At 63.4% G+C, this 21,221-nt stretch carries 17 protein-coding genes; 3 read left to right on the top strand and 14 right to left on the bottom strand.

Translation table 11 applies throughout. The features are described from left to right. Nucleotides 1-39: 39 nt before the first annotated feature. Both EYV96_RS06645 and EYV96_RS06650 read right to left on the bottom strand, forming a co-directional pair. Nucleotides 40-996 carry a copper resistance protein B gene (locus tag EYV96_RS06645; RefSeq protein WP_131150660.1) on the bottom strand — a complete coding sequence of 319 codons (957 nt, stop codon included), beginning with the start codon at nt 994-996 and terminating at the stop codon, nt 40-42. After that, the gene (locus EYV96_RS06650) at nt 993-2,693 is read right to left on the bottom strand and encodes a copper resistance system multicopper oxidase (protein ID WP_131150661.1); all 1,701 of its coding nucleotides are present in this window, start codon (nt 2,691-2,693) and stop codon (nt 993-995) included. Before EYV96_RS06650 ends, EYV96_RS06645 begins: the two co-directional genes overlap by 4 nt. A 628-nt stretch (nt 2,694-3,321) precedes the next feature. On the opposite strand from EYV96_RS06650, the gene EYV96_RS06655 reads away from it, so the two are divergent. Continuing rightward, nucleotides 3,322-4,194: a 23S rRNA (adenine(2030)-N(6))-methyltransferase RlmJ gene (locus EYV96_RS06655; protein WP_131150662.1), complete on the top strand. Its 873-nt coding sequence runs from the start codon at nt 3,322-3,324 to the stop codon at nt 4,192-4,194. Here the strand turns inward: EYV96_RS06655 and EYV96_RS06660 are convergent. The 6 genes from EYV96_RS06660 to acnD all read right to left on the bottom strand — a co-directional run bounded on the left by EYV96_RS06660 (nt 4,191) and on the right by acnD (nt 13,279). Then, nucleotides 4,191-4,967 carry a pseudouridine synthase gene (locus EYV96_RS06660; RefSeq protein ID WP_131150663.1) on the bottom strand — a complete coding sequence of 259 codons (777 nt, stop codon included), beginning with the start codon at nt 4,965-4,967 and terminating at the stop codon, nt 4,191-4,193. The two genes, EYV96_RS06655 and EYV96_RS06660, sit on opposite strands and share 4 nt — an antisense overlap. Before the next feature lie 102 nt (nt 4,968-5,069). Further along, nucleotides 5,070-6,173 carry an OmpA family protein gene (locus EYV96_RS06665; RefSeq protein WP_131150664.1) on the bottom strand — a complete coding sequence of 368 codons (1,104 nt, stop codon included), beginning with the start codon at nt 6,171-6,173 and terminating at the stop codon, nt 5,070-5,072. Nucleotides 6,174-6,505: 332 nt separating this feature from the next. After that, nucleotides 6,506-7,621, bottom strand: a complete 1,116-nt coding sequence (locus EYV96_RS06670) for an OmpA family protein (RefSeq protein WP_131150665.1) — start codon at nt 7,619-7,621, stop codon at nt 6,506-6,508. Nucleotides 7,622-7,823: 202 nt separating this feature from the next. Further along, the gene (locus EYV96_RS06675) at nt 7,824-9,275 is read right to left on the bottom strand and encodes a bifunctional 2-methylcitrate dehydratase/aconitate hydratase (protein WP_131150666.1); all 1,452 of its coding nucleotides are present in this window, start codon (nt 9,273-9,275) and stop codon (nt 7,824-7,826) included. A 122-nt stretch (nt 9,276-9,397) separates the two neighbouring features. Continuing rightward, on the bottom strand, nt 9,398-10,582 hold the full coding sequence (prpF, locus tag EYV96_RS06680) for a 2-methylaconitate cis-trans isomerase PrpF (RefSeq protein ID WP_131150667.1): 1,185 nt from the start codon (nt 10,580-10,582) through the stop codon (nt 9,398-9,400). Between the two features lie 102 nt (nt 10,583-10,684). After that, nucleotides 10,685-13,279, bottom strand: coding sequence for a Fe/S-dependent 2-methylisocitrate dehydratase AcnD (acnD, locus tag EYV96_RS06685; protein WP_131150668.1), 2,595 nt, complete (start codon nt 13,277-13,279; stop codon nt 10,685-10,687). A 415-nt stretch (nt 13,280-13,694) separates the two neighbouring features. On the opposite strand from acnD, the gene EYV96_RS06690 reads away from it, so the two are divergent. Both EYV96_RS06690 and EYV96_RS06695 read left to right on the top strand, forming a co-directional pair. Further along, nucleotides 13,695-14,372, top strand: coding sequence for a TerC family protein (locus EYV96_RS06690; RefSeq protein ID WP_131150669.1), 678 nt, complete (start codon nt 13,695-13,697; stop codon nt 14,370-14,372). A 91-nt stretch (nt 14,373-14,463) separates the two neighbouring features. Next, on the top strand, nt 14,464-15,069 hold the full coding sequence (locus tag EYV96_RS06695; protein ID WP_131150670.1) for a glutathione S-transferase N-terminal domain-containing protein: 606 nt from the start codon (nt 14,464-14,466) through the stop codon (nt 15,067-15,069). 173 nt (nt 15,070-15,242) lie between these two features. Here EYV96_RS06695 and EYV96_RS06700 read toward each other — a convergent pair whose 3' ends face one another. The 6 genes from EYV96_RS06700 to prpC all read right to left on the bottom strand — a co-directional run bounded on the left by EYV96_RS06700 (nt 15,243) and on the right by prpC (nt 21,199). Further along, a complete protein-coding gene (locus tag EYV96_RS06700) occupies nt 15,243-16,670 on the bottom strand; it encodes an acetate kinase (RefSeq protein WP_240732358.1) in 1,428 nt (475 codons plus the stop codon). Between the two features lie 102 nt (nt 16,671-16,772). After that, the gene (locus tag EYV96_RS06705; protein WP_131150671.1) at nt 16,773-17,354 is read right to left on the bottom strand and encodes a hypothetical protein; all 582 of its coding nucleotides are present in this window, start codon (nt 17,352-17,354) and stop codon (nt 16,773-16,775) included. Nucleotides 17,355-17,366: 12 nt separating this feature from the next. Next, nucleotides 17,367-18,056 carry a C39 family peptidase gene (locus EYV96_RS06710; RefSeq protein WP_131150672.1) on the bottom strand — a complete coding sequence of 230 codons (690 nt, stop codon included), beginning with the start codon at nt 18,054-18,056 and terminating at the stop codon, nt 17,367-17,369. Then, the gene (locus EYV96_RS18925; protein WP_240732359.1) at nt 18,053-18,496 is read right to left on the bottom strand and encodes a hypothetical protein; all 444 of its coding nucleotides are present in this window, start codon (nt 18,494-18,496) and stop codon (nt 18,053-18,055) included. Before EYV96_RS18925 ends, EYV96_RS06710 begins: the two co-directional genes overlap by 4 nt. A 122-nt stretch (nt 18,497-18,618) precedes the next feature. After that, a complete protein-coding gene (locus EYV96_RS06720; RefSeq protein ID WP_131150673.1) occupies nt 18,619-19,566 on the bottom strand; it encodes a hypothetical protein in 948 nt (315 codons plus the stop codon). Nucleotides 19,567-20,053: 487 nt separating this feature from the next. Continuing rightward, entirely contained in the window at nt 20,054-21,199 is a 1,146-nt protein-coding gene (gene prpC / locus EYV96_RS06725) for a bifunctional 2-methylcitrate synthase/citrate synthase (RefSeq protein WP_131150674.1), read from the bottom strand. Nucleotides 21,200-21,221 lie beyond the last annotated feature (22 nt).

Below are 21,221 nucleotides of genomic sequence, written 5' to 3' on the forward strand. Positions count from 1 at the left end.
ACCAACGGCGGGCACTTTTCCGGTGCCCGCCGTCTTCACTCAGAACCACATCCTCAGGCCAAGCAACCAAGTGGTTTCATGGGCCGGCTCACCGCCACGTGTCGTGGCATCGGCAAAGCGACGCGTCCAGTTCACGCCAACATAAGGTGCGAACCGGCGGCTGAATTCATACCGCAGACGCAGGCCCGCCTCGACGTCCGACAAGCCCGAACGAACGCCGCGCAGCGGATCGTCCTTTCCGTAGAAGTTCGCCTCCAGTTCCGGCGCAAGGATCAGCCGCTGGGTGAAGCGAAGGTCGTAACTGGCCTCAAGCCGCAAGGCGGTACGGCCACCATCGCCAGCGTAAAACGTCGCCTGCGTTTCGAACCAGTACGGCGCCAGCCCCTGCACACCCACAGCCAGCCAGTCACGCGATGGTCCCTGGCCGAAGTCATGGCGCACGCCGGCCTGCACGTCCCAGAACGTGCTGACCGCATGGCTCCACAGCACCTCGACGCGTGCATCGTGCGTGCCGCCGGTCGATCGCTCGCCCTCGGTGCGCAACCAGACGCGATCAATGTCGCCGCCATACCAGCCCTGCGCTTCCCATGACGTGGCGTAGTCACCTCGCGTGCTGCGCGTGCGCTCCAGGCGATCAAAGAACAACATCCCGCGCGTGGCGAGGTCGTGCATCTGCATCATGTCCGCCATGTGTTCTGGCGACATCGGTGCCAGCTCGGTGGCCGGCGCGGGCGGTGGCACGTGATCATTCGGCGGCAACGCGCTCGACATCGTCGACACGTCGTGACCGGCATGTTCGTCGGTCTTCGGCAGGACCTGGTGATGTGCGTGCTCGTCGGATTTCTGCGCGGCCTGGTGACCTGCGTGCTCGTCGTGCTTCGCGGGCTTATCCGTTGTTGCCGCCTCGCCATGGTGATGCATGTGATCCATGTCCTGCGCCATTGCCAGCGGTGATGCGAGCGCCAGGCACAGGCTGCTGATGAGAAGCCGCTTCATGCCACCACCACTTCGCGGAACATGCCCGCTTCCATGTGATAGAGCAGATGGCAGTGGTAGGCCCAGCGTCCCAGCGCATCGGCACTGACGCGATAGCTGACCTGCTGCGCCGGTTGCACCACGACGGTGTGCTTGCGCACCTGGAACTCGCCTTGCGGATTCTCCAGCTCACTCCACATGCCATGCAGGTGGATGGGGTGCGTCATCATCGTGTCGTTGACCAGCGTGATGCGCACGTGTTCACCGTACTTCAGGCGCAGCGGCTCAGCGTTGGAAAAGCGCGTGCCGTCGAACGACCAGAGGTAGCGCTCCATGTTGCCGGTGAGACGCAGCGTGAGTTCGCGATCCACGCGTGGCGAGATGGGTGCATCGACGGCATGCAGGTCCGCGTAGGTGAGCGCGCGGCGCCCGGTGTGGCGCAGGCCGACGCCGGGATCGTCGAGGTTGGTCCGCGGCATCGGTACGCGCATGTCGACTTCGACGCTGGTTTTCAGCGTCGGCATCTCATGCCCCATCGCCGCATGGTCCATGCCACCCATGTCGTGCCCACCATGCCCCATGCTGCCCATCATGTCGCCCATGCTGAGCAAGGGACGCGGATCGAGTGCGGGCACGTCTGCCGTCATGCCTTCGCGCGGTGCCAGCGTGGCGCGGGCATAACCGGTGCGATCCATGCTTTGCGCAAAGATGGTCCAGGCGCGATCGGCGCTGGGCTCGACAATGACGTCGTAGGTCTCAGCCGTGGCGATGCGGAATTCGTCGACCGTGACCGGCTCCACCGGCTGACCATCAGCCGCAACCACCGTCATCTTCAAGCCGGGAATGCGCACGTCGAAGAAGGTCATCGACGAACCATTGATGAAGCGCAGGCGCACTTTCTCGCCCGCATTGAACAGACCCGTCCAGCTGCCGGCCGGCGCATGACCGTTGGCGAGGTAGGTGTAGGTCATGGCCGAGACGTCCGCCAGATCGGTGGCGTCCATGCGCATTTGCTGCCACATGCGGCGCTCGGCGAGCGCGCGTGACAGGCCTTGCTGACCTACCTCACGGAAGAAATCGCCGGCCGTCTGTTTGCCGATGTTGTAGTAGTCGCCCTGCTTCTTGAGGTTGGCGTAGATGCGCTCCGGATCGGTATCGGTCCAGTCGCTGAGCAGGATGGTGTAGTCGCGCTGCGTCGGATGACGCTCGCCTGCACGTGGCTCGACGACGATCGGTCCGTAAAGGCCCGTCTGCTCCTGGAAGCGCGAATGGCTGTGATACCAGTACGTGCCCGCCTGATTCACGGAGAAGCGATAGGTGAATTCGCCGCCCGGCGGAATGCCTTCGAAACTCAGGCCCGGCACACCGTCCATATCGGCCGGCAGGATGATGCCATGCCAGTGGATCGAGCTGGTAACCGCCATGCGATTGCGCACGCGCAAGGTCACGGTTTCACCCTGGCGCCAGCGCAGCAGCGGTGCCGGCAGCTGGCCATTGACAACGGTCGCGATGCGCTTGCGTCCGGTGAAATCGACCGGCAGCTCACCGATCTCCAGCTCAAAATGGTTGCCACTCAGTTCGCGACGTGGCGCCGTGAGCGCCTGCGCGAAGGCATTGCCGCGCCAAAGGCCCAGCCCGGCGGCTACGCCGCCCAGCGCCAGTCCCTGGACGAATCGACGACGCGGCAAATGGATGCCACGCGGATCTGCTTGCTTCATGTCTTGCTCCAACACTATGTGGCCTGCGGGTGCAGGCCTCGAACGTCGCGCAGCGGATGGGAGCGTCAAGGCTGACGTCCGGACGGATGACTGCGCACACCAAGGGCTCACTCATGCGTGAGCGGTGACGTTGTGTTCGATCAGGCCAAAGGTGGCCTTAAAGGCGGAGAGCCGGGTGGTTGCGGCGCCTCCAACGCGGAGGGAACGAAGGACGCGCCACCCTGCATGGGTGTCGGCATGAATGACACGTCCATGCGCGGCATGGCAGCGCACGCATGCGCACACGGGCAGGCATCGACACCGGCATGCCCGGCGCGATCGCCGTGGTCAGCGTGATCGCCATGTGATGGCATATCGGCCATGCCTGCCATCGCCTGTGTGGGACCGCAGCAATCGACCATGGCCCATGCCGATCCGGTCATCGCCGTCCACGCACCGATGGCCAGCAGCAAGAGCAGCAGGCTTCGACGAAGACGGGGAAAAAGGGAGCGGACCATGACCGGAGCTTAGCCAGAGGCCAGGGTGCGACTCAACTCTGGACATGGCTTCAAGCGGACTGCGGGCGCATTCCGTTTCCCGACGTGGACGTCCAGGCCGCTACAATGCGCTGCCCCACCCGAGAGCCGCCATGAACTATCGCCATGCCTATCATGCCGGCAATTTCGCCGATGTCCTCAAGCACGCGGTGTTGCTTGCGCTGATCGAGTCGCTCAAGGCCAAGCCCACGCCGTTCTGTTTCGTGGAAACGCACGCCGGTAGCGGCTGCTATGCGCTGAACAGCCCCGAGGCGGGCAAGACCGGCGAATACAAGGATGGCATTGCCCGCCTGCTCTTCCCGGACCTGCACGACACGCCCGCACGCACCGCGCCGCTGCCGCCGCTGCTGCGGCGCTGGCTGGACAGCATCCTGACGCTGCCAGGCAACGATGGCTCGCTGCATCTTTATCCCGGCTCACCCCTTCAGGCGGCCAGGGCGCTGCGCGAAGGCGACAGCGCGCAGCTGTGCGAACTGCATCCGGAAGAGGCACTGCGCCTGCGCGAACTGTTTCGACAGGACCGTCGCGTGCACGTACACGAGCGCAATGGTTACGAGGCGCTCAAGGCGCTTTTGCCGCCACGCGAAAAGCGCGGCCTGGTGCTGATCGATCCACCCTACGAAGCGCAGGAAGCGGAATATCGACAGATCGAGCAGGCACTCAAGGCGGCTCTGCTGCGCTGGCCGACGGGCATGTATGCCGTGTGGTATCCGATCAAGCTGCGCAGCCAGGTGCAGCCGTTCCTGCGCTGGACTCAGCGCAGCGGTGCCAAACGCGTGCTGCGTGCCGAGGTGCTGGTGTCACCGGACGATTCTCCGCTGCGCCTCAATGGCACCGGCATGGTGATCCTCAACGCGCCATGGAAGTTCGACGAGGTACTGCGCGATTCGATGCTGGCCATGGCGCAGCTGCTTTCCCGCGACCGCCCGGCCACATGGCACCTGGACTGGCTGGTTGCTGACTAGTTCTTCGGCTTTCGAGCCGACAGCATCGCGACTTCGGCGTCGCTCAGGTGCCGCCATTGCCCTTTCGCCAGTTCGCCCAGCGGGAGCGAACCGATGGCGACGCGGATGAGCCGCAGCACGCCGATGTCATGCGCGCCGAGCAGTCGCCGAATGTGGCGATTGCGTCCTTCGTCGAGCACGATATGGAGCCAGGCGTTCTTTTCACCGGTCCGCAGCACATTGACGGCCCGGGCGACCAGTCGCTCGCCCTCATCGACCACGCCCTCGGTCAGCCGCGCCAGCATGGCCTCGTCGGGAATCGCATCGATCTGCACGTGATAGGTCTTGTCGACGTGGTACTCGGGCTCGGTGAGGCCGGCGGCCCAGACGGTGTCGTTGGTGAGCAGGAGCAGGCCTTCGCTGGCCTTGTCCAGACGCCCCACCGGGCCCAGCCACGGCAAACCCGCATCCTTCAGCAGGTCATACACCGTATCGCGGCCACGCTCGTCGGCGGCGCTTACAACCGTGCCACGCGGCTTGTTGAGCGCGATATAGACGCGACGAGCCGCCTGCACGGGTTTGCCGTCGAGCAGGATGCGTTGCCGATCGGCATCTGCGCTGCGCTCGGGATCGAGCACGACACGCCCGTCCACGCTGACACGCCCTTCCCGCACGGCCTTTTCCGCCTGGCTGCGCGAACACACGCCAAGCTTGCTCAGCACGCGCGCGAGACCATGGCGCGGCGTGTGCGCCTGTTTGCTGCGTGATGTCGCTGGTCGGATCGGTGGCTTCACGAGGTGTCGGGTGTGGTCTGCCGGGCACGATAACGCGATGGCCCTTCGCAAAAAAGAAAAGCCCGGCTTGCGCCGGGCTTTTCCGTACAGCCTTGCGGCTGATTACTGCTGAACCTGCAGCTCGGTGCGACGGTTGCGAGCGCGACCGGCGTCCGTGTCGTTGCTGTCGATCGGGTCGTTCTTGCCGTGACCGATCGGGCCCTGCAGACGAGCAGCCGACACGCCGTGGGCGGTCAGGTAGTCGTACACGATCTGTGCGCGACGCTCGGACAGCGACTGGTTGTAGGCGTCCTTACCGACCGAGTCGGTGTAGCCAGCAACGGTCACATTGACCTGCGGGTAGCGGTTCAGGGTGTCGATGGCCTGATCCAGGATGGCGATGGAGTCAGCGCTCGGCTCGGCCAGTGCCTTCTTGATGTCCTTCTCGCCCTTCTTCGGACGATCGAACTTGAAGTTCACGCCGCGCAGGTCGATGACGACCTTCTGCGCGCAGCCGTCCGGACCGACGATCGTGCCAGCCGGGGTGTTCGGGCACTTGTCGTCGCAGTCGTTGACGCCGTCGTTATCGCTGTCGAGCTTGGTGCAGTCCGGAGCGGCCGGCGGCGGGACCACGGCAGCCGGAGCGGCAGCGGCTTCGCCGAAGCGCGAGACGACGCTGAAGCCCAGGAACCAGTCGCCGTAGCCGTTCTTGGTCGGCTGGGTCTTGTCGTCCCAGTCATAACGGTAGCCGGCTTCGATACGGATGTCGGAGCTGTCGGTGATGGTCTTGGACACACCGCCGCCCAGCTGGGCAGCCGGGGCCCAGCCGCTGTCGGCCGGGTTGTGGTGGTACGAACCCATCACACCGGCGAGCAGGTACGGACGCCATGCGTCCCAGCCGCCGAAGTAGAAGCGAGCCGTCACGCCGTAGTTGTTGTTCGACCAGTTGCCGCCGCCAACCTTCGAATCGACGTCACGCTTGGTGCGGTCGATGAAGAGGTCGATCGAGGCATTCTCGGAGATGAACTTACCAACGCCCAGGCCGTAGTAAACCTGGCGGCTGTTGGTGTTGCGGTCCGTGTCGTTGTAGTAACCGCCGACGGTCGGCGCGATGTACCAGCGGCCGTCATAACCAGTCGTCGTGGTGCCGGCAGTGTCCTGCGCGTGAACGGCACCTACACCGCCCAGGGCCAGGGCGATCACAAAATACAAGCCCTTACGATTCATCAGGTGTCTCCTCATTATTGGTTTTCGCGTCCGTTCCACCCCAGACGGAAATCGCGCGTCAGAACATCTGTTCGACAGACAAGGACTTTCAATGTCCCTTGCTTGGAGTTCCTAACAACCAAGCCAAAGAAGTGTAGCAAAACTGTTAAGTAGTCCGCACGCCGGTTTGTCGCAGGCGCGCTGCAATTACTGAATTTCAGTGCACGGCCGTTCAGCGAATTGGTCAATGAATAATCACCAATTCTTACGGATCAAATTACATAAGCCTTAGACACGCAAAAGAAAAAGCCCGACTTGCGCCGGGCTTTTTCCTAAAACGGTGAAGCTGAAAATTACTGCTGAACCTGCAGCTCGGTACGACGATTGCGTGCGCGACCGGCATCCGTATCGTTGGTATCGATCGGATCGTTCTCGCCATGACCCACCGGGCCAAGCAGACGACTCTGATCGATGCCGTGCGCGGTGAGGTAGTCGTACACGATCTTCGCACGACGCTCGGACAGGCCCTGGTTGTACTGATCCGTACCGACCGAGTCGGTATAGCCAGCCACCGTAACCTTGACCTCCGGATAGCGCTGCAGCGTATCGATCGCCTGATCGAGCACGGCGATGGAATCGGCACTCGGTTCGGCCAGCGACTTCTTGATGTCCTTCTCGCCCTTCTTCGGACGATCGAACTTGAAGTTCACACCACGCAGGTCGATGACCACCTTCTGCGGGCAACCGTCCGGACCGACGATCGTGCCGGCCGGCGTGTTCGGGCACTTGTCGTCGCAATCGTTGACGCCATCGCCATCGCTGTCGAGCTTGGAGCAATCCGGCGCAGCCGGCGGCGGCGGTGCCACGGCAGCCTGCGGCGGTTCGCCGAAGCGCGACACCACGCTGAAGCCCAGGAACCAGTCGCCGTAGCCATTCTTCTCCGGCTGCGTCTTGTCGTCCCAGTCGTAGCGGTAGCCGCCTTCGATGCGGATGTCCGAACTGTCGGTGATGGTCTTGGACACACCAAAGCCCAGTTCCGCGGCAGGCGCCCAACCATTGTCAGCGCGGTTGGAGTGATAGCTGCCCATCACGCCAGCGAGCAGGTACGGACGCCATGCGTCCCATGCGCCCCAATAGAAGCGACCGGTCACACCGTAGTTGTTGTTGGACCAGTTGCCGCCACCGATCGCCTTATCGATGTCGCGCTTCGTGCGATCGATGAAGAAGTCGAGCGAGAAATTCGGTGCGAAGAAACGACCTACGCCGAGGCCGTAGTACACCTGACGGCTGTTCGTGTTGCGATCGGTATCGTTGTAATAGCCACCCACCGTCGGAGCGATGTACCAACGATCGTCGTAGCTGGTAGTGGATGTGGTCGTCGTCGCGCTTTCGGTGCTGTCCTGCGCATGAGCGGCACCTACGCCACCCAGGGCCAGCGCGATAAGGAAGTACAAGCCCTTACGTTTCATCAGGTGTCTCCTCGTTTATTGGTTTTCGCGTCCGTTCCACCCCAGACGGGAGCATCCAATCAGCCGACCCCGTCAAGAGTCCGGGCCAACAACTACAGGCCGATGAAGCATAACCACCCGAAACGGGCGCGGAGAGTTTAGCAAAAATTGAACAATTGCCGAGCCGCTCCGAACGCCTGTTCATTTTCACGTCACGCCGTCTTTACAACGTGAAGAGAGCCAGGAACTCCTGAACGGGCATGCTGTCGAGCCCGCCCGGATCCGCGGTTGCCGCGAGGATCGCCGTGACCTGGTGGGCCGGCAAGTGCCCTCTCAGGGCCGCCTCGAATTTCCTCATGAGGACCGGTATGCCCTCCTCCCGGCGCCTCCGGTGGCCGATGGGGAAGTCCACGGCGACCCTTTCGGTGCTGCTGCCGTCCCGAAAGAAGACCTGGACCGCGTTCCCGATGTACCGCTTGCCCGGGTCGAAGTAGTCCTTGGTGAACTGGGGGTTCTCACTGACGACCATTTTCTCGCGCAACGGGTCAATCCGTGGATCGGCGGCGACGTCATCGTTGTAATCCCCCGCAGTCAGGCGTCCAAAAATCAGCGGCACGGCCACCATGTACTGGAGGCAGTGATCGCGATCGGCGTAGTTCGCCAGGGGGCCGGTCTTGTCGATGATCCTCACGCCAGCTTCCTGTGTCTCGATCACCACCCGCTCGATCTGGTCGATCCGGTCGGCGACCCTGGGATGCAGCTGCATGGCGCATTCCACCGCCGTCTGGGCATGAAACTCGGCCGGGTAGCTGATCTTGAACAGGATGTTTTCCATGACGTAGCTGCCAAAGGGGCGTTCGAACTCGAACGGCTTGCCCTTGAAGGCAACGTCGTAATAGCCCCAGGTCCGGGCCGTCAGCGCTGACGGATAGCCCACGACGCCCCGGTAAACGGCGTTGATGGCATGCAGAACGGCCCGGCGACAGGCATCGCCAGCGGCCCAGCTCTTGCGCGGACCGGTGTTGGGCGCATGGCGGTACGTGCGCAGGCTGCCGTTGTCGATCCAGCTGTGGGAGATGGCCGTGATGATCTGGGCCTTGTCGCCGCCCAGCATCGCCGTGGCGACCGCCGCGGAGGCCAGGCGCACCAGGATGACGTGATCCTGCCCGACGCGATTGAAGCTGTTGAGAAGGGCGTAGCAGCCCTGGATCTCGTGGGCCTTGATGGCCCAGGTCAGGACATCGCGGACGGTCAGCGGGGCGCCACCCTCCCGCGCGGCCTTCCGACTGAGGTAGTCGGCAACGGCAAGAATGGCGCCCAGGTTATCGGATGGATGCCCCCACTCGGCCGCCAGCCAGGTGTCATTGAAGTCCAGCCAGCGAATCTGGGTGCCCATCGCAAAGGCCGCCTGGGCCGGGTCCAGCTCATGAGAGGTGCCCGGCACGCGCGCCCCACCCGGCAGTTCAGCGCCCGGCACAAGCGGCCCCAGATGCTTCACGCACTCAGGAAATGACATCGCCAGCATGGCTGTGCCCAGGGAATCGAGCAGCATGTAGCGCGCGGTGTCGTAGGCTTCGCGCGAGTCGATCCGGTAGTCAACGACGTAGTCGGCGATATCGACCATGGGCTGGTCGGGATCGGGACGCCGGGCGGAACGGATGTCGGGCGCGCTCATGAGGCTCATCTCCTGGAAGCCAAGGAAACCGTCATCACGTCAGGCCCCTGCAGGAGCCCGCCGATGCCGATCACCTAACCATGTCGCCATGGCAGGAAAGAGTCAGTGAACGCGAGGCGGCATTACGCCGAAGGTACGCGCACCCATCCTTCCATCAGCACGCGCGCGCTGCGACTCATGACCGCCTTGGTCACCGTCCAGACGCCATCCACCAGCGCGGCTTCGGCACCCACCCGCAGCGTTCCCGACGGATGACCGAAGCGCACGGCATGGCGCTCACCGCCGCCGGCAGCGAGATTGACCAGCGTCCCCGGAATGGCCGCCGCCGTTCCAATCGCCACCGCCGCCGTACCCATCATGGCGTGATGCAGCTTGCCCATGGACATGGCGCGCACGAGCAGGTCGACGTCACCGGCCTTCACCGGCTTGCCGCTCGAAGCCACGTAATCGGCCGGACCCGCGACAAAGGCCACCTTCGGCGTGTGCTGGCGCGTGGCGATCTGGTCGAGTGAAGTGATCAGCCCCATGCGCAGCGCACCGTGCGCGCGAATCGTCTCGAACATGGCCAGCGCCCTGGCGTCGCCGTTGATGGCATCCTGCAGCTCCGCGCCGGTGTAGCCGATGGCGGAAGCTTCGACGAAGATCGTGGGAATGCCCGCATTGATCATGGTGGCCTTGAGCGTACCCACGCCCGGAACGTCCAGATCGTCCACGAGATGCCCGGTCGGGAACATCGCCCCGCCGGCGCCGTCTTCTTCGGCGGCAGGGTCCATGAATTCAAGCTGGACTTCGGCGGCCGGGAACGTCACGCCGTCCAGTTCGAAGTCACCGGTTTCCTGCACCGCGCCATCGGTCATGGGCACGTGCGCGATGATGGTCTTGCCAATGTTGGCCTGCCAGATGCGTACGACCGCCATGCCATCGCGCGGTATGCGCGCGGCATCCACGAGGCCACCGGCAATGGCGAACGAACCGACCGCTGCCGAAAGATTGCCGCAGTTGCCGCTCCAGTCGACAAAGGCCTTGTCGATGGCCACCTGACCGAACAGGTAGTCGACATCATGATCCGCACGAGCACTGCGCGACACGATCACCGTCTTGCTGGTGCTGGACGTCGCCCCGCCCATGCCATCGATCTGCTTGCCATACGGATCGGGGCTGCCAATCACGCGCATGAGCAGCGCATCGCGAGCCGCGCCGGGCACCTGCGCCGCTTCGGGCAAATCCTGCAAACGGAAGAACACGCCCTTGCTGGTGCCGCCGCGAAGGTAGGAGGCGGGGATGCGAAGCTGCGGAAGGTGAGCCATGTTTTTGCGTATCCGGTAATGACAAGTGGGCGCGGGTCGCGACTGGGAAAGCCGCTCGTCGCAAGGTGATGCGCCGGCATCACCTTGCGGATCACCCTATGATCAGGCTGCCTGCGATGCCTCGATGAAATCCTGCGCAAAACGCTGCAGGACGCCACCGGCCTCATAGATCGACACTTCCTCGGCCGTATCCAGGCGGCAGGTCACCGGCACCTCCACGCGATCTCCGTTCTTGCGATGGATGACCAGCGTGAGCTCGGCACGCGGCGTGCGCTCACCGGCGACATCGAAAGTTTCCGTGCCATCGATGCCCAGGGTCTTGCGATTCGTGCCGGGCAGGAACTCCAGCGGCAACACACCCATGCCGATCAGGTTCGTGCGATGGATGCGCTCGAAGCCTTCGGCCGCGATCGCTTCGACGCCTGCCAGGCGAACGCCCTTCGCGGCCCAGTCACGCGACGAACCCTGGCCGTAGTCGGCGCCGGCGATCACGATCAACGGCTGCTTGCGGTCCATGTAGGTTTCAATGGCTTCCCACATGCGCATCACCTGACCTTCCGGCTCGACGCGCGCCAGCGAACCCTTCTTCACTTCACCGTCGACCACCGCCATTTCATTGATGAGCGTCGGATTGGCGAACGTGGCGCGCTGCGCGGTCAGGTGGTCACCGCGATGCGTCGCGTACGAATTGAAGTCCTCTTCGGGCAGGCCCATCTTCGCGAGATATTCGCCGGCCGCGCTGTCGAGGAGAATCGCGTTCGACGGCGACAGATGATCGGTGGTGATGTTGTCGCCAAGCACGGCCAGCGGACGCATGCCCTTGAGCGTGCGCTCACCCGCGAGCGCGCCTTCCCAGTACGGCGGGCGGCGAATGTAGGTGCTCTGCGGGCGCCAGTCGTACAGCGGCGCTGCGGTGGTACCGGTGTGGCCCGTGCGCGCGAACATCGGATCGTAGACTTTGCGGAACTGTTCGGGCTTCACGCTCGACGACACGATCGCATCGATCTCCTCGTCGCTCGGCCAGATGTCCTTGAGGGTGACCGGCTGACCGTTGGCGTCGATGCCAAGCACGTCCTTCTCGATATCGAATCGAATCGTGCCGGCAATCGCATACGCGACAACCAGCGGCGGCGACGCCAGGAAAGCCTGCTTCGCATAGGGATGGATGCGACCGTCGAAGTTGCGATTGCCCGACAGCACGGCGGTCGCATAAAGATCGCGGTCGATGATTTCCTGCTGGATCTTCGGATCGAGCGCGCCGGACATGCCATTGCAGGTGGTGCATGCAAAGGCCACGATGCCGAAGCCGAGCTTTTCCAGATCCGGCAGCAGGTTCGCTTCCTTCAGATACAACTCCACGGCCTTGGAGCCGGGTGCCAGCGAACTTTTGACCCAGGGTTTGCGGGTCAGGCCGCGCGCATTGGCATTGCGCGCCAGCAAGGCAGCGGCAATCACATTGCGCGGATTGCTGGTGTTGGTGCAGCTGGTGATGGCCGCGATGATCACCGCGCCGTCGGGCATCTGCCCCGGCTGTTCTTTCCACTGTCCCGCAATACCGCGCGCCGCGAGATCCGACGTCGGCAGGCGCTTGTGCGGATTGGACGGGCCGGCCATGTTGCGAACCACTGACGAAAGATCAAACGTCAGCGTGCGCTCGTACTGTGCGTCAGCCAGCGTGTCGGCCCAGAGACCGGCAGCCTTGGCGTAGGTTTCCACCAGCTTGACCTGCTCATCGCTGCGACCGGTCAGGCGCAGGTAATCGGTGGTCTGACCATCGATGAAGAACATCGCAGCGGTGGCACCGTATTCGGGCGCCATGTTGGAAATGGTGGCGCGATCACCCAGCGTGAGGCTGGCGGCACCCTCGCCGCGGAATTCGAGGTACGCACCGACAACTTTTTCCTTGCGCAGGAATTCGGTGAGCGCAAGCACGATATCAGTTGCCGTGATGCCGGGCTGGCGCTTGCCGGTGAGCTCGACGCCGATGATGTCGGGCAGGCGCATCCACGAAGCGCGACCGAGCATCACGTTCTCGGCCTCCAGGCCACCAACGCCGATGGCAATCACACCCAGCGCATCCACGTGCGGCGTGTGACTGTCGGTGCCCACGCAGGTATCGGGATAGGCAACGCCATCCTGCACCTGGATCACCGGCGACATCTTCTCCAGATTGATCTGGTGCATGATGCCGTTGCCCGGGGGAATGACATCGACGTTCTCGAACGCCTTCTTGGTCCAGTTGATGAAGTGGAAGCGATCTTCGTTGCGGCGATCCTCGATCGCGCGGTTCTTCGTGAACGCATTCGGATCGAAACCACCGCACTCCACTGCCAGCGAGTGGTCGACGATCAGCTGCACTGGCACCACCGGATTCACCTTGGCCGGATCGCCACCGCGCTCGGCAATCGCATCGCGCAGGCCGGCCAGGTCGACCAGCGCCGTCTGGCCGAGGATGTCGTGGCACACCACGCGCGCCGGGAACCACGGGAAGTCACGCTCGCGCTTGCGATCGATGATCTGCTTGAGCGAATCGGTGAGGATCGCAGGGTCGCAGCGGCGCACCAGGTTCTCGGCAAGCACTCGCGAGGTGTACGGCAGCGAGTCATAGGCGCCCGGCTGGATCGCGTCCACGGCGGCACGTGCATTGAAAAATTCCAGCGACGTGCCGGGAAGCGATTGGCGGTAGACGGTATTCATGGACGGGAGAATCCCTCGAGTGCTGGTCTGTTCGAAACGGCGGTCACCGCATCGGGTGGACGTTGGCGCGCTACCCGCTCGTCGACCGACGGTTAATCCGTTCTAAAACCGACAGTTGGAGCGAGCGACAGCGAACGCCCTGGCCAGCCATTGTAGCCGGACCCGACCTTTTCCTTAAGTGTTACCCGCTTGACTGGTATGCAGGCCGACATCGACAATAGTCGGATACTGATCCCAAAAGGGAGTAGTTCCGGACACTGGTTTCAGCGGTGTCTATGCAGTGGTCGTCATCACGAGCGGAGCACCGCTCCGGTCACTGCAGCGGTTCTTCCGCGGACGAGACTTTTGCGGTAACGACGGGCCTGCGTGCGTCCGTGGTTGCTGCATTGTCTTTTTTGCGCGCAAGGATTGATGCATGGATTTCTTCACCCCCGAATTCTTCTCCGGCCTGGCAGCCATTGTGCTGCTGGATCTCGTGCTGGCCGGCGACAACGCGATCGTGATCGCGCTGGCCGCGCGCAACCTGCCCGGCCACCTGCAAAAGAAAGCCGTCTTCTGGGGCACCTTCGGCGCCGTCGCCGTGCGCGTCGCCATGACCGCCGTGGTCGTCTACCTGCTCAAGCTCCCGGGCCTGATGCTGGCCGGCGGCCTGCTGCTCCTGCCGATCGCCTGGAAGCTGCTCAAGCCCCATTCCGAAGACCCCAATGTCGATGCCGCCAGCAACTTCTGGTCGGCGCTGCGCACCATCGTGGTGGCTGACGCCCTGATGGGACTGGACAACGTGCTGGCCATCGCCGGCGCCTCGCACGGCAGCATGGTGCTGGTGATCCTTGGCCTGGCGATCAGCGTGCCGCTGGTGGTCTGGGGTTCGACCTTGATCCTGCGTCTCATCGAGCGCTTCCCTGTCATCGTCTACATCGGTGCCGGCGCCATCGCCTGGACGGCGGCGCGCATGATCGCCCACGACCACCTGCTGGTGGCCTGGTTCGACGCGCATGGCTGGGCCCGCTACGTGCTGGACGTAGTGCTCGTGATAGCGATCTGCGGTGGCGGCTGGCTGGTACAGCGTCGTCGGGAAGCCGCCACGGCCTGAAGGCGCGGCATGCCTGGCACGCGACTCACGCGCCAGGCATGCCAGCGGCCGGTACACTGCGGGCCGCTTTCACCAAGAGAACCTCCCCACGATGAAGCTCTACTACCTGCCGGGCGCCTGCTCGCTTGCCGACCACATTGTCCTCGAATGGACGGGCGCCCCCTACGAAGCGCATGCGGTGCCGCGCGACCAGCTGAAGACCGAGTACCTGAAGATCAACCCGCTGGGCGTCGTGCCTGCGCTGGTGGAAGACGACGGCTGGGTCCTGACCGAGAACGTCGCCATCCTCGGCTACCTCGCCGAAAAGTACCCGCAGGCCGAGCTCGCCGGTACCGACATGCGCAGCCGTGCCGATGTCATGCGCTGGCTGGGGTTCCTCAACTCGGACATCCATCCGGCGTTCAAACCGATCTTCGGTCCCGCGCGTTTCATCGCCGACGAATCGCAGCACGCCGAGCTGATCGACAACGCCCGTGCGCGTTTGCGCGACATGTTCGGTCGCGTGAACGAGCAGCTGAAGGGTGGTGACTGGATCACCGGCAAGCGCTCGATCGCCGATCCCTACCTGTTCGTCGTCCTGCGCTGGGCCAAGGGCAAGGGCGTGGACCTGTCGGGCTTTGACGAGCTGGAGCGCTTCTCCGCTCGCATGCGCGAAGACGAAGGCGTGAAGGCTGCCATGAAGGCAGAAGGCTTGTAAGGCCACTCGCTGCGCTCGTTGTGAAGCCGGCGCTGCGCGCCTGTAAACAGTGAACAGGTAAGAGCCAGGGCGCAGAGCGCTCTTCTCCGTTCACCGTTTACAGGCCGCGCCAGCGGCCGGCTTCACAGGCCTGCGCCAGCAGGCCGGCCCCACCGCGAGCAACGCGAGCCCCCTCAATACATCATGGGTACGCGCACCGTGACTGTCGCATCCGGCGTATCCCGCGTCACGCCCACGCCCAACGTGAAGTTGAGCGTGCGTTTTTCGTTGAAACGCCAGGAACCACCCAGAAGCAACGTACCTTGCAAGAGCCGCGTCGCGCCGGGCGCCGTTTTCCCGTTCTGCTTGACCGCACCGATCCAGCTCTGGTCGTAACCGATGCTGATCGACGCCTTCTCGTTGAGGGCCAGGCCCATGCCGACGCTGACGTCGACGATATTGCCAGGCTTCACTTCACCAAGGTTTTCCTTGCCCGAGAGCACCAGATTCCGGGTCACGTTGCTGCGCGAAAAGTTGTAGAGATAACTGACGTTGCCAAAGAAGACGACCGGGTCGGAGGGATACAACCAGGTCACGCCCGGTTGCAGCGAGTAGAAACCCGTACCGGTCGGCGATTCCAGTGGCAAGCCGGTGCCCGTGGCGTTCTCGACACAACGCTGCACGCAGTCGGTCGTGACTTCAAACGGGTCGCGTCCCGTGCGCGACTTGAAGCGCAGCCAGCCGATGTAATACGCCTTGTCCGGACCACCGTCATTGAGCTGGTAGCGTGCCGTCGCCTCGATGTCGCCGATGTCATGGCCACTGGTGGTGAACACCCGGTCGGTCGCCGAACCGGTAAAGATTTCACGGCTGATCGTATCGGTGTGCACCCACAGGTAAGGCACGCGCACTTCGATCTCCAGGCGATTGGTGATGCCATAGCGCGCGGCGACCGTTGCCGTCTGCACCGTGGTCTTCACCTGCCGCGCGTCGATCAGGCCGATCAGGATCGCCGGGATGACCGTGTAACCGATCAACGCGACGCGATCGAGCGATGAATAGCCCATCTGGTAGGAGGGCTCGAGGATGAACTTGCCCTTGGGCGTCAGCACGCCGGGCTGGTCGAAGATCGGCGCCACTTCCGGCGGTCGATTGTCGGTAGGCGGCGCCTGTCCCACCGGCTTGTTCGCATCCTGTGGCGCAGGGGCCGCAGCCGCGACGGCGTCGCCCGCCGGCATGGGCATGGCCGATGCGTTGGCGCCGCCTGCCGAGACGTTGCCGGCGCGCTGCTTGTCGAGTACATCCAGACCGACGGCCTTGCGCAACGAGCGATAGTCTTGCTCCTGTTGCGCCAGCGCTTTCTTCATGTCCTCAAGCTGCTGCATCTGTGCCTGGATCTGGCTGCGCATCGCATCGATGCGCTCGCCCTGCGACTCCATTTGCTTGCGCAGATCCGGGCTAAGCGTCGCCGGATGAGCCGGCGTGCTGCTCGAAGGCGTGGCCTGCGCACTTTGCGCGGCATCCTGCGCGCCCGCCACCTGCCCCGCCACCGGACCGCCCAGCAGCACCAGTCCGGCGCACCCGGTCGAACATAAGTACCGCCACGTTGAGTTGCGCATCATGCTTCCTCATGCTTCGGGTTCGACGTCGGGAGTGCGCCTGGTGCGCACCCTTCCTGGAGGGCGGATCGAAAATCCAGCGTCGTGCGCGGCCGCATGCATGGGTCAGTGGCCGATAGTCTGCAAGGCCGATTGCAGGCCCTGGAATTGGTTGAGGGTGCGAAAAGCGTTTAGCGAATTGACCGACGTATTGATCGTGGTCATGTTCTGGATGTGCTGACCATTGAGCGTGTTCTGGATCACCGTCGCTCCCATGCCCTGGTTGAGAATGGACGGGTCAACCGAATTGCCCTGCCCGATTTGCACGACGGTCGTCGAATTGGCTGCCGCCAGCGCGGCGGCTTGCGCGCCCGTCATGTGCGCGATATCGGGAATGTTGAAACTGGTTTGCGTCACGAGGTTGCCGTTGACGTACACCGCGCGATCAATGCCAAACGAGACGGCCAGGCCACTGGGGAGATCGAAGCCACCGCGCGTCTTGTCCAGCTGATCGGTCGCCACGGGCGAGCCGAAGCCTTCGACGTCGGCCTGCGGCGCCGCCGCAGCCAGGGTCTGGTCTGCCACGGGCGCGGCGGCGAGCGGCTTATCCGCGGCGGGAGGCTGGTCCTGAGCACTGGATCCATGCGCCCACGCACCGCCGATGCAGAACACTACGCCGATACAGACAACGCGCGTCATGGGCTTCATGGTCACGTTCCCTCAAATGTCGCCCGGCCCACGTTTGGGCATGGTCATGTTGTAGAGGCTGCCGCGATCAATGCCGCTGCTGAGTGGCGCATTGGGTGACACGCGCCAGTCCTGCGGACTGTTGAACACGGCGATATTGCGGCGGTTGTGGATCACGAACACGAGGCCGTTTTTCCAGACGCTCATGAACTTGTCCATGGCGATCGCACGCGTTCCCAGCGCCGGATCCCCGACGAGCACGCGCCCGTCGCGCACGCCCTTGATCACCACGAAATGGTGATAGCCCTTGATATCGATCAGCACGATGGCAGGCAGGTTTTCGTCTTCGAGTTTTTGCAGCGGCACCTTGAACCCATCGGCCTGGAAGCCATTGGCAGCGAGGAATCGCTTGATATCAAGCAGGGAGAAACCTTCCTTGTGGATCTTCTCCTTGTCACCGCTTGCGTACATCTGCTCGAACGCGGTCTGCTCGTTGACCGGATAGCCGTACTGGTAGGTCAGTAGCGTCGCCACAGCCGCGGAGCCGCAGCTGAAGTCGTATTTCTGTCGAATGGTATTCCTGAAACGAGCCTCCTTGAGGCTCGTCAGATGCAGGGTGTACGTGTCGCCTTGCGCGCCCACCACGCCGACCGGCGTGGTAGCTGCTGCCGCCACGGGCAGCAGCATTGCCATTGCAACGAGCAGCGCAGCTGCTTTCTTCATGGCGTGAACTGCACGTTGACGACGGTGGCGTTCTGGATCAGCACGTTGCTTCCGGTGTTCTGAATCACCGTCGGCAAGCCGGAGGCGCCGCTGAAGGATTCGCCGCTAATGGCGTTCGAACCGGAAACGACGCGCGAAGCCGTGTTGCCCGTGACGGTCCCGTTCAACGTGGTGTTCTGTTTGACATTGGTGCCGCCGCTCATGTCGGCGAGCTGATCGTCGGCGGTGCTTTGTCCGAGTCCTTCGACGTGCGGACTGCCCTCGACCTTGGTGCCTGCGGCGTACGCAGCGGGTGCGTCCGGACCGTAGGCGAGAAACACGGGAGGAATGGAACTGGCATTGCCGCTGTTGCCGGCGTGGCTCTGGTTATCCGCTGCCCACGCCGCCACCGGCAGTACGCAGCATACGGTCAATCCGAGCACCCACTTCGCGGATCGCATGGCGTTCTCTCCGTTGTCCCTGGCCGCTTCACACCCCGAGCGCCTGCCTCTACGACAGGCGCGTTGCGGAGAATGAAGGGCACGGTGGAGCGCGAGGCTCCACCGTGCCGGGTTGCTATCGATCAATGACCGAGGTTCAGGTTGGCCTGGACATTCACGCCCTGCTGAATCAGCGATGCTGCGCCGCTGTTCTGCGCGATGATCGCTACGCCAGCCGCACCGGCTGCCGCGCTGTCCATCGTGTTGGACATGTTGAATGTGCCGGCATCGGCGTAGGCAGTGCCACCGGCTGCGCCGTTGCCACCGTTGCCGCCCGTGCCCGCGCCACCCATGCCACCGGAGCCTGCGCCGCCTGCGCCACCGGCGCCGCCGGTGCCGTCAGCTGCACCGCTGGTGCCACCGGTCGAGGTCGCTGCGCCACTGCTGGCGGTCGACGCACCACTGGTGCCCGCGCCGCCTGCCCAGCTGCCGGCTCCGCCGGTCGCCGTGCCGCTGCCCGAACCACGTTGACGATTGCGGGTATTGCCGTTGTCGCCATCGGAGCTGCCGCCGCTCGCGCCGCTTAGCGCGCCGACATAGCCGCTATCCGCGCCCGAACCGCCAGCGTGACCGCTGCGGGAGTCGCTATCACCGCCTGAACCACCACGGCCGCCATCACCGCCGGTTCCGCGACCGCCGATGCCCTTGGCACCGTTGCCGCCGTCGCCACCGTTCGCGCCGCCCCAGTTCTTGGCGACGTTGCCGATGTCATGGACATAAACGTCGCTCACTGCACCGTTCAGGGTGCTGTTGGCGACTGCATTGCTGGTATTGAAGGAGTCGGACACGTTCGAAGTCGCCGTGCCGCCATTATTCGCCGCTGCACTACCCAGACCACCGGAACTTGCATCGCCCATGTTGAAGGCATCCGTGAAGGTATGCGTGCTCGAATTGGTATGCGTGCTGGAGTTGCTGTGTGTGCTCGAGTTGTTGTTGAAGTTCGAGTTGCCGTTGTGGTCGTTATCTGCATAGGCGACCGATGCCAGGCCAAAACTCAAGGCAATCGCCGTTACGAGCAGAGTCTTACGCATAGTCTTTCTCCTGAAACGATGCGAGTGGACCCCCTGTTTGGTCTTACGGGTGTAGCGACTAACCGTCGCAATACGCGTGCCAGCGCGTATGAAAGAAAAAAAACATTTGAAGCACGTGGAAAATCAGCGCGTTGAACCACATTGCGTGGACGCGCTCGCGGCTTGGTTCAGGACCCAGATGGGCCGGGTGTATCAGGGATGCAACAGCAACACCTGCATCCGCGCGTGACGATGACGCAAAAATCGACTGAACGTCCCTGCTGTACCAATCGATCGCGACCTCAAGCGCTTGAGCCGGTCGTCGCGAACAGCCCTGTATCAAGGCTGTTACACCTGTGCGGGTGAATTACTAACAATCTCGTACAGGGTCCTGAACCGTAACGAAAGCGTCAGGATCATGCGGAACGAGAAGACCCTCATTTCGGGGCCCGCCCGAAAAAAAAGGAGCCCCGGGAGGCTCCTTTCTCTTGCGTGACCGGCGACCGGATCAGCGCTTTTCGATCGGCACGTAGGCCAGGTCTTCCGGGCCGGTGTAGTTCGCGCTCGGACGGATGATCTTTCCGTCTTCGCGCTGCTCGATCACGTGCGCACTCCAGCCGGAGGTACGCGAAATGACGAACAGCGGCGTGAACATGGCCGTCGGCACGCCCATCATGTGATACGCGCTGGCCGAGAACCAGTCGAGGTTGGGGAACATTTTCTTCAGTTCCCACATGGTCTTCTCGATGCGCTCGGAGACGTCGAACAGCGTCGGGTTGCCACCCTCGGTGCAGAGCTTGCGCGAGACTTCCTTGATGATTTCGTTGCGCGGATCGGACACGGTGTAGACCGGGTGGCCGAAACCGATGACGATTTCCTTGCGCTCAACGCGGGCGCGGATATCGGCCTCGGCGTCATCGGCATTGCGATAGCGGGAGATGATGTCCATCGCCACTTCGTTCGCGCCGCCGTGCTTGGGGCCACGCAGCGCGCCAATGGCGCCGGTGATGGCCGAATAGATGTCCGAACCCGTGCCGGCAATGACGCGCGCCGTGAACGTCGATGCGTTGAACTCATGCTCGGCGTACAGGATCAGCGACTTGTCCAGGGCATGCGCGTGCAGCTCGCTGGCCTTCTTGCCGTGCAGCAGGTGCAGGAAGTGCGCGGCGATCGAGTCATCGTCGGTCTCCGTCTCGATGCGCTTGCCGTTGTGGCTGAAGTGGTACCAGTACAGCAGCATCGAACCGAAGCTCGCCATCAGGCGATCGGCGATGTCACGTGCCCCGGTGAGGTTGTGGTCTTCCTTTTCCGGCAACACGGTGCCGAGCACCGAGCAGCCGGTGCGCATGACGTCCATCGGATGCGTGGCGGCGGGCAGCAGTTCCAGCGCACCCTTCACCGGCGCAGGCAGGCCACGCAGGCGCTTGAGCTTGGCGCGATAGGCATTCAGTTCGGCCCAGTTCGGCAGGACGCCGTGGACCAGCAGGTAAGCCACTTCTTCGAAGCAGCCCTTGGCGGCGAGATCGTGGATGTCATAACCGCGATAATGCAGATCGTTGCCACTGCGGCCGACCGTGCACAGCGCGGTATTGCCCGCAGCCACGCCGGACAGCGCGACGGACTTCTTGGCCTTGGGAAGAACTTGCTCGCTCATCGGATACTTCTCCTCACATGCA

Origin of the sequence: Dyella terrae, from assembly GCF_004322705.1 — a bacterium.
In the GTDB taxonomy this organism is placed as follows: Bacteria; Pseudomonadota; Gammaproteobacteria; order Xanthomonadales; family Rhodanobacteraceae; genus Dyella_D; species Dyella_D terrae.

Excerpts from the sequence above, each read along its gene's own strand:
- prpC (WP_131150674.1), bottom strand. The coding sequence starts at position 21,199 with ATGAGCGAGCAAGTTCTTCCCAAGGCCAAGAAGTCCGTCGCGCTGTCC.
- EYV96_RS06720 (WP_131150673.1), bottom strand. The coding sequence starts at position 19,566 with ATGCGTAAGACTCTGCTCGTAACGGCGATTGCCTTGAGTTTTGGCCTG.
- EYV96_RS06690 (WP_131150669.1), top strand. The coding sequence starts at position 13,695 with ATGGATTTCTTCACCCCCGAATTCTTCTCCGGCCTGGCAGCCATTGTG.
- EYV96_RS06710 (WP_131150672.1), bottom strand. The coding sequence starts at position 18,056 with ATGAAGAAAGCAGCTGCGCTGCTCGTTGCAATGGCAATGCTGCTGCCC.
- EYV96_RS06650 (WP_131150661.1), bottom strand. The coding sequence starts at position 2,693 with ATGAAGCAAGCAGATCCGCGTGGCATCCATTTGCCGCGTCGTCGATTC.
- EYV96_RS18925 (WP_240732359.1), bottom strand. The coding sequence starts at position 18,496 with ATGCGATCCGCGAAGTGGGTGCTCGGATTGACCGTATGCTGCGTACTG.
- EYV96_RS06705 (WP_131150671.1), bottom strand. The coding sequence starts at position 17,354 with ATGAAGCCCATGACGCGCGTTGTCTGTATCGGCGTAGTGTTCTGCATC.
- EYV96_RS06670 (WP_131150665.1), bottom strand. The coding sequence starts at position 7,621 with ATGAAACGTAAGGGCTTGTACTTCCTTATCGCGCTGGCCCTGGGTGGC.
- EYV96_RS06700 (WP_240732358.1), bottom strand. The coding sequence starts at position 16,670 with ATGATGCGCAACTCAACGTGGCGGTACTTATGTTCGACCGGGTGCGCC.
- EYV96_RS06675 (WP_131150666.1), bottom strand. The coding sequence starts at position 9,275 with ATGAGCGCGCCCGACATCCGTTCCGCCCGGCGTCCCGATCCCGACCAG.
- EYV96_RS06695 (WP_131150670.1), top strand. The coding sequence starts at position 14,464 with ATGAAGCTCTACTACCTGCCGGGCGCCTGCTCGCTTGCCGACCACATT.
- acnD (WP_131150668.1), bottom strand. The coding sequence starts at position 13,279 with ATGAATACCGTCTACCGCCAATCGCTTCCCGGCACGTCGCTGGAATTT.
- EYV96_RS06665 (WP_131150664.1), bottom strand. The coding sequence starts at position 6,173 with ATGAATCGTAAGGGCTTGTATTTTGTGATCGCCCTGGCCCTGGGCGGT.
- EYV96_RS06645 (WP_131150660.1), bottom strand. The coding sequence starts at position 996 with ATGAAGCGGCTTCTCATCAGCAGCCTGTGCCTGGCGCTCGCATCACCG.
- EYV96_RS06655 (WP_131150662.1), top strand. The coding sequence starts at position 3,322 with ATGAACTATCGCCATGCCTATCATGCCGGCAATTTCGCCGATGTCCTC.
- prpF (WP_131150667.1), bottom strand. The coding sequence starts at position 10,582 with ATGGCTCACCTTCCGCAGCTTCGCATCCCCGCCTCCTACCTTCGCGGC.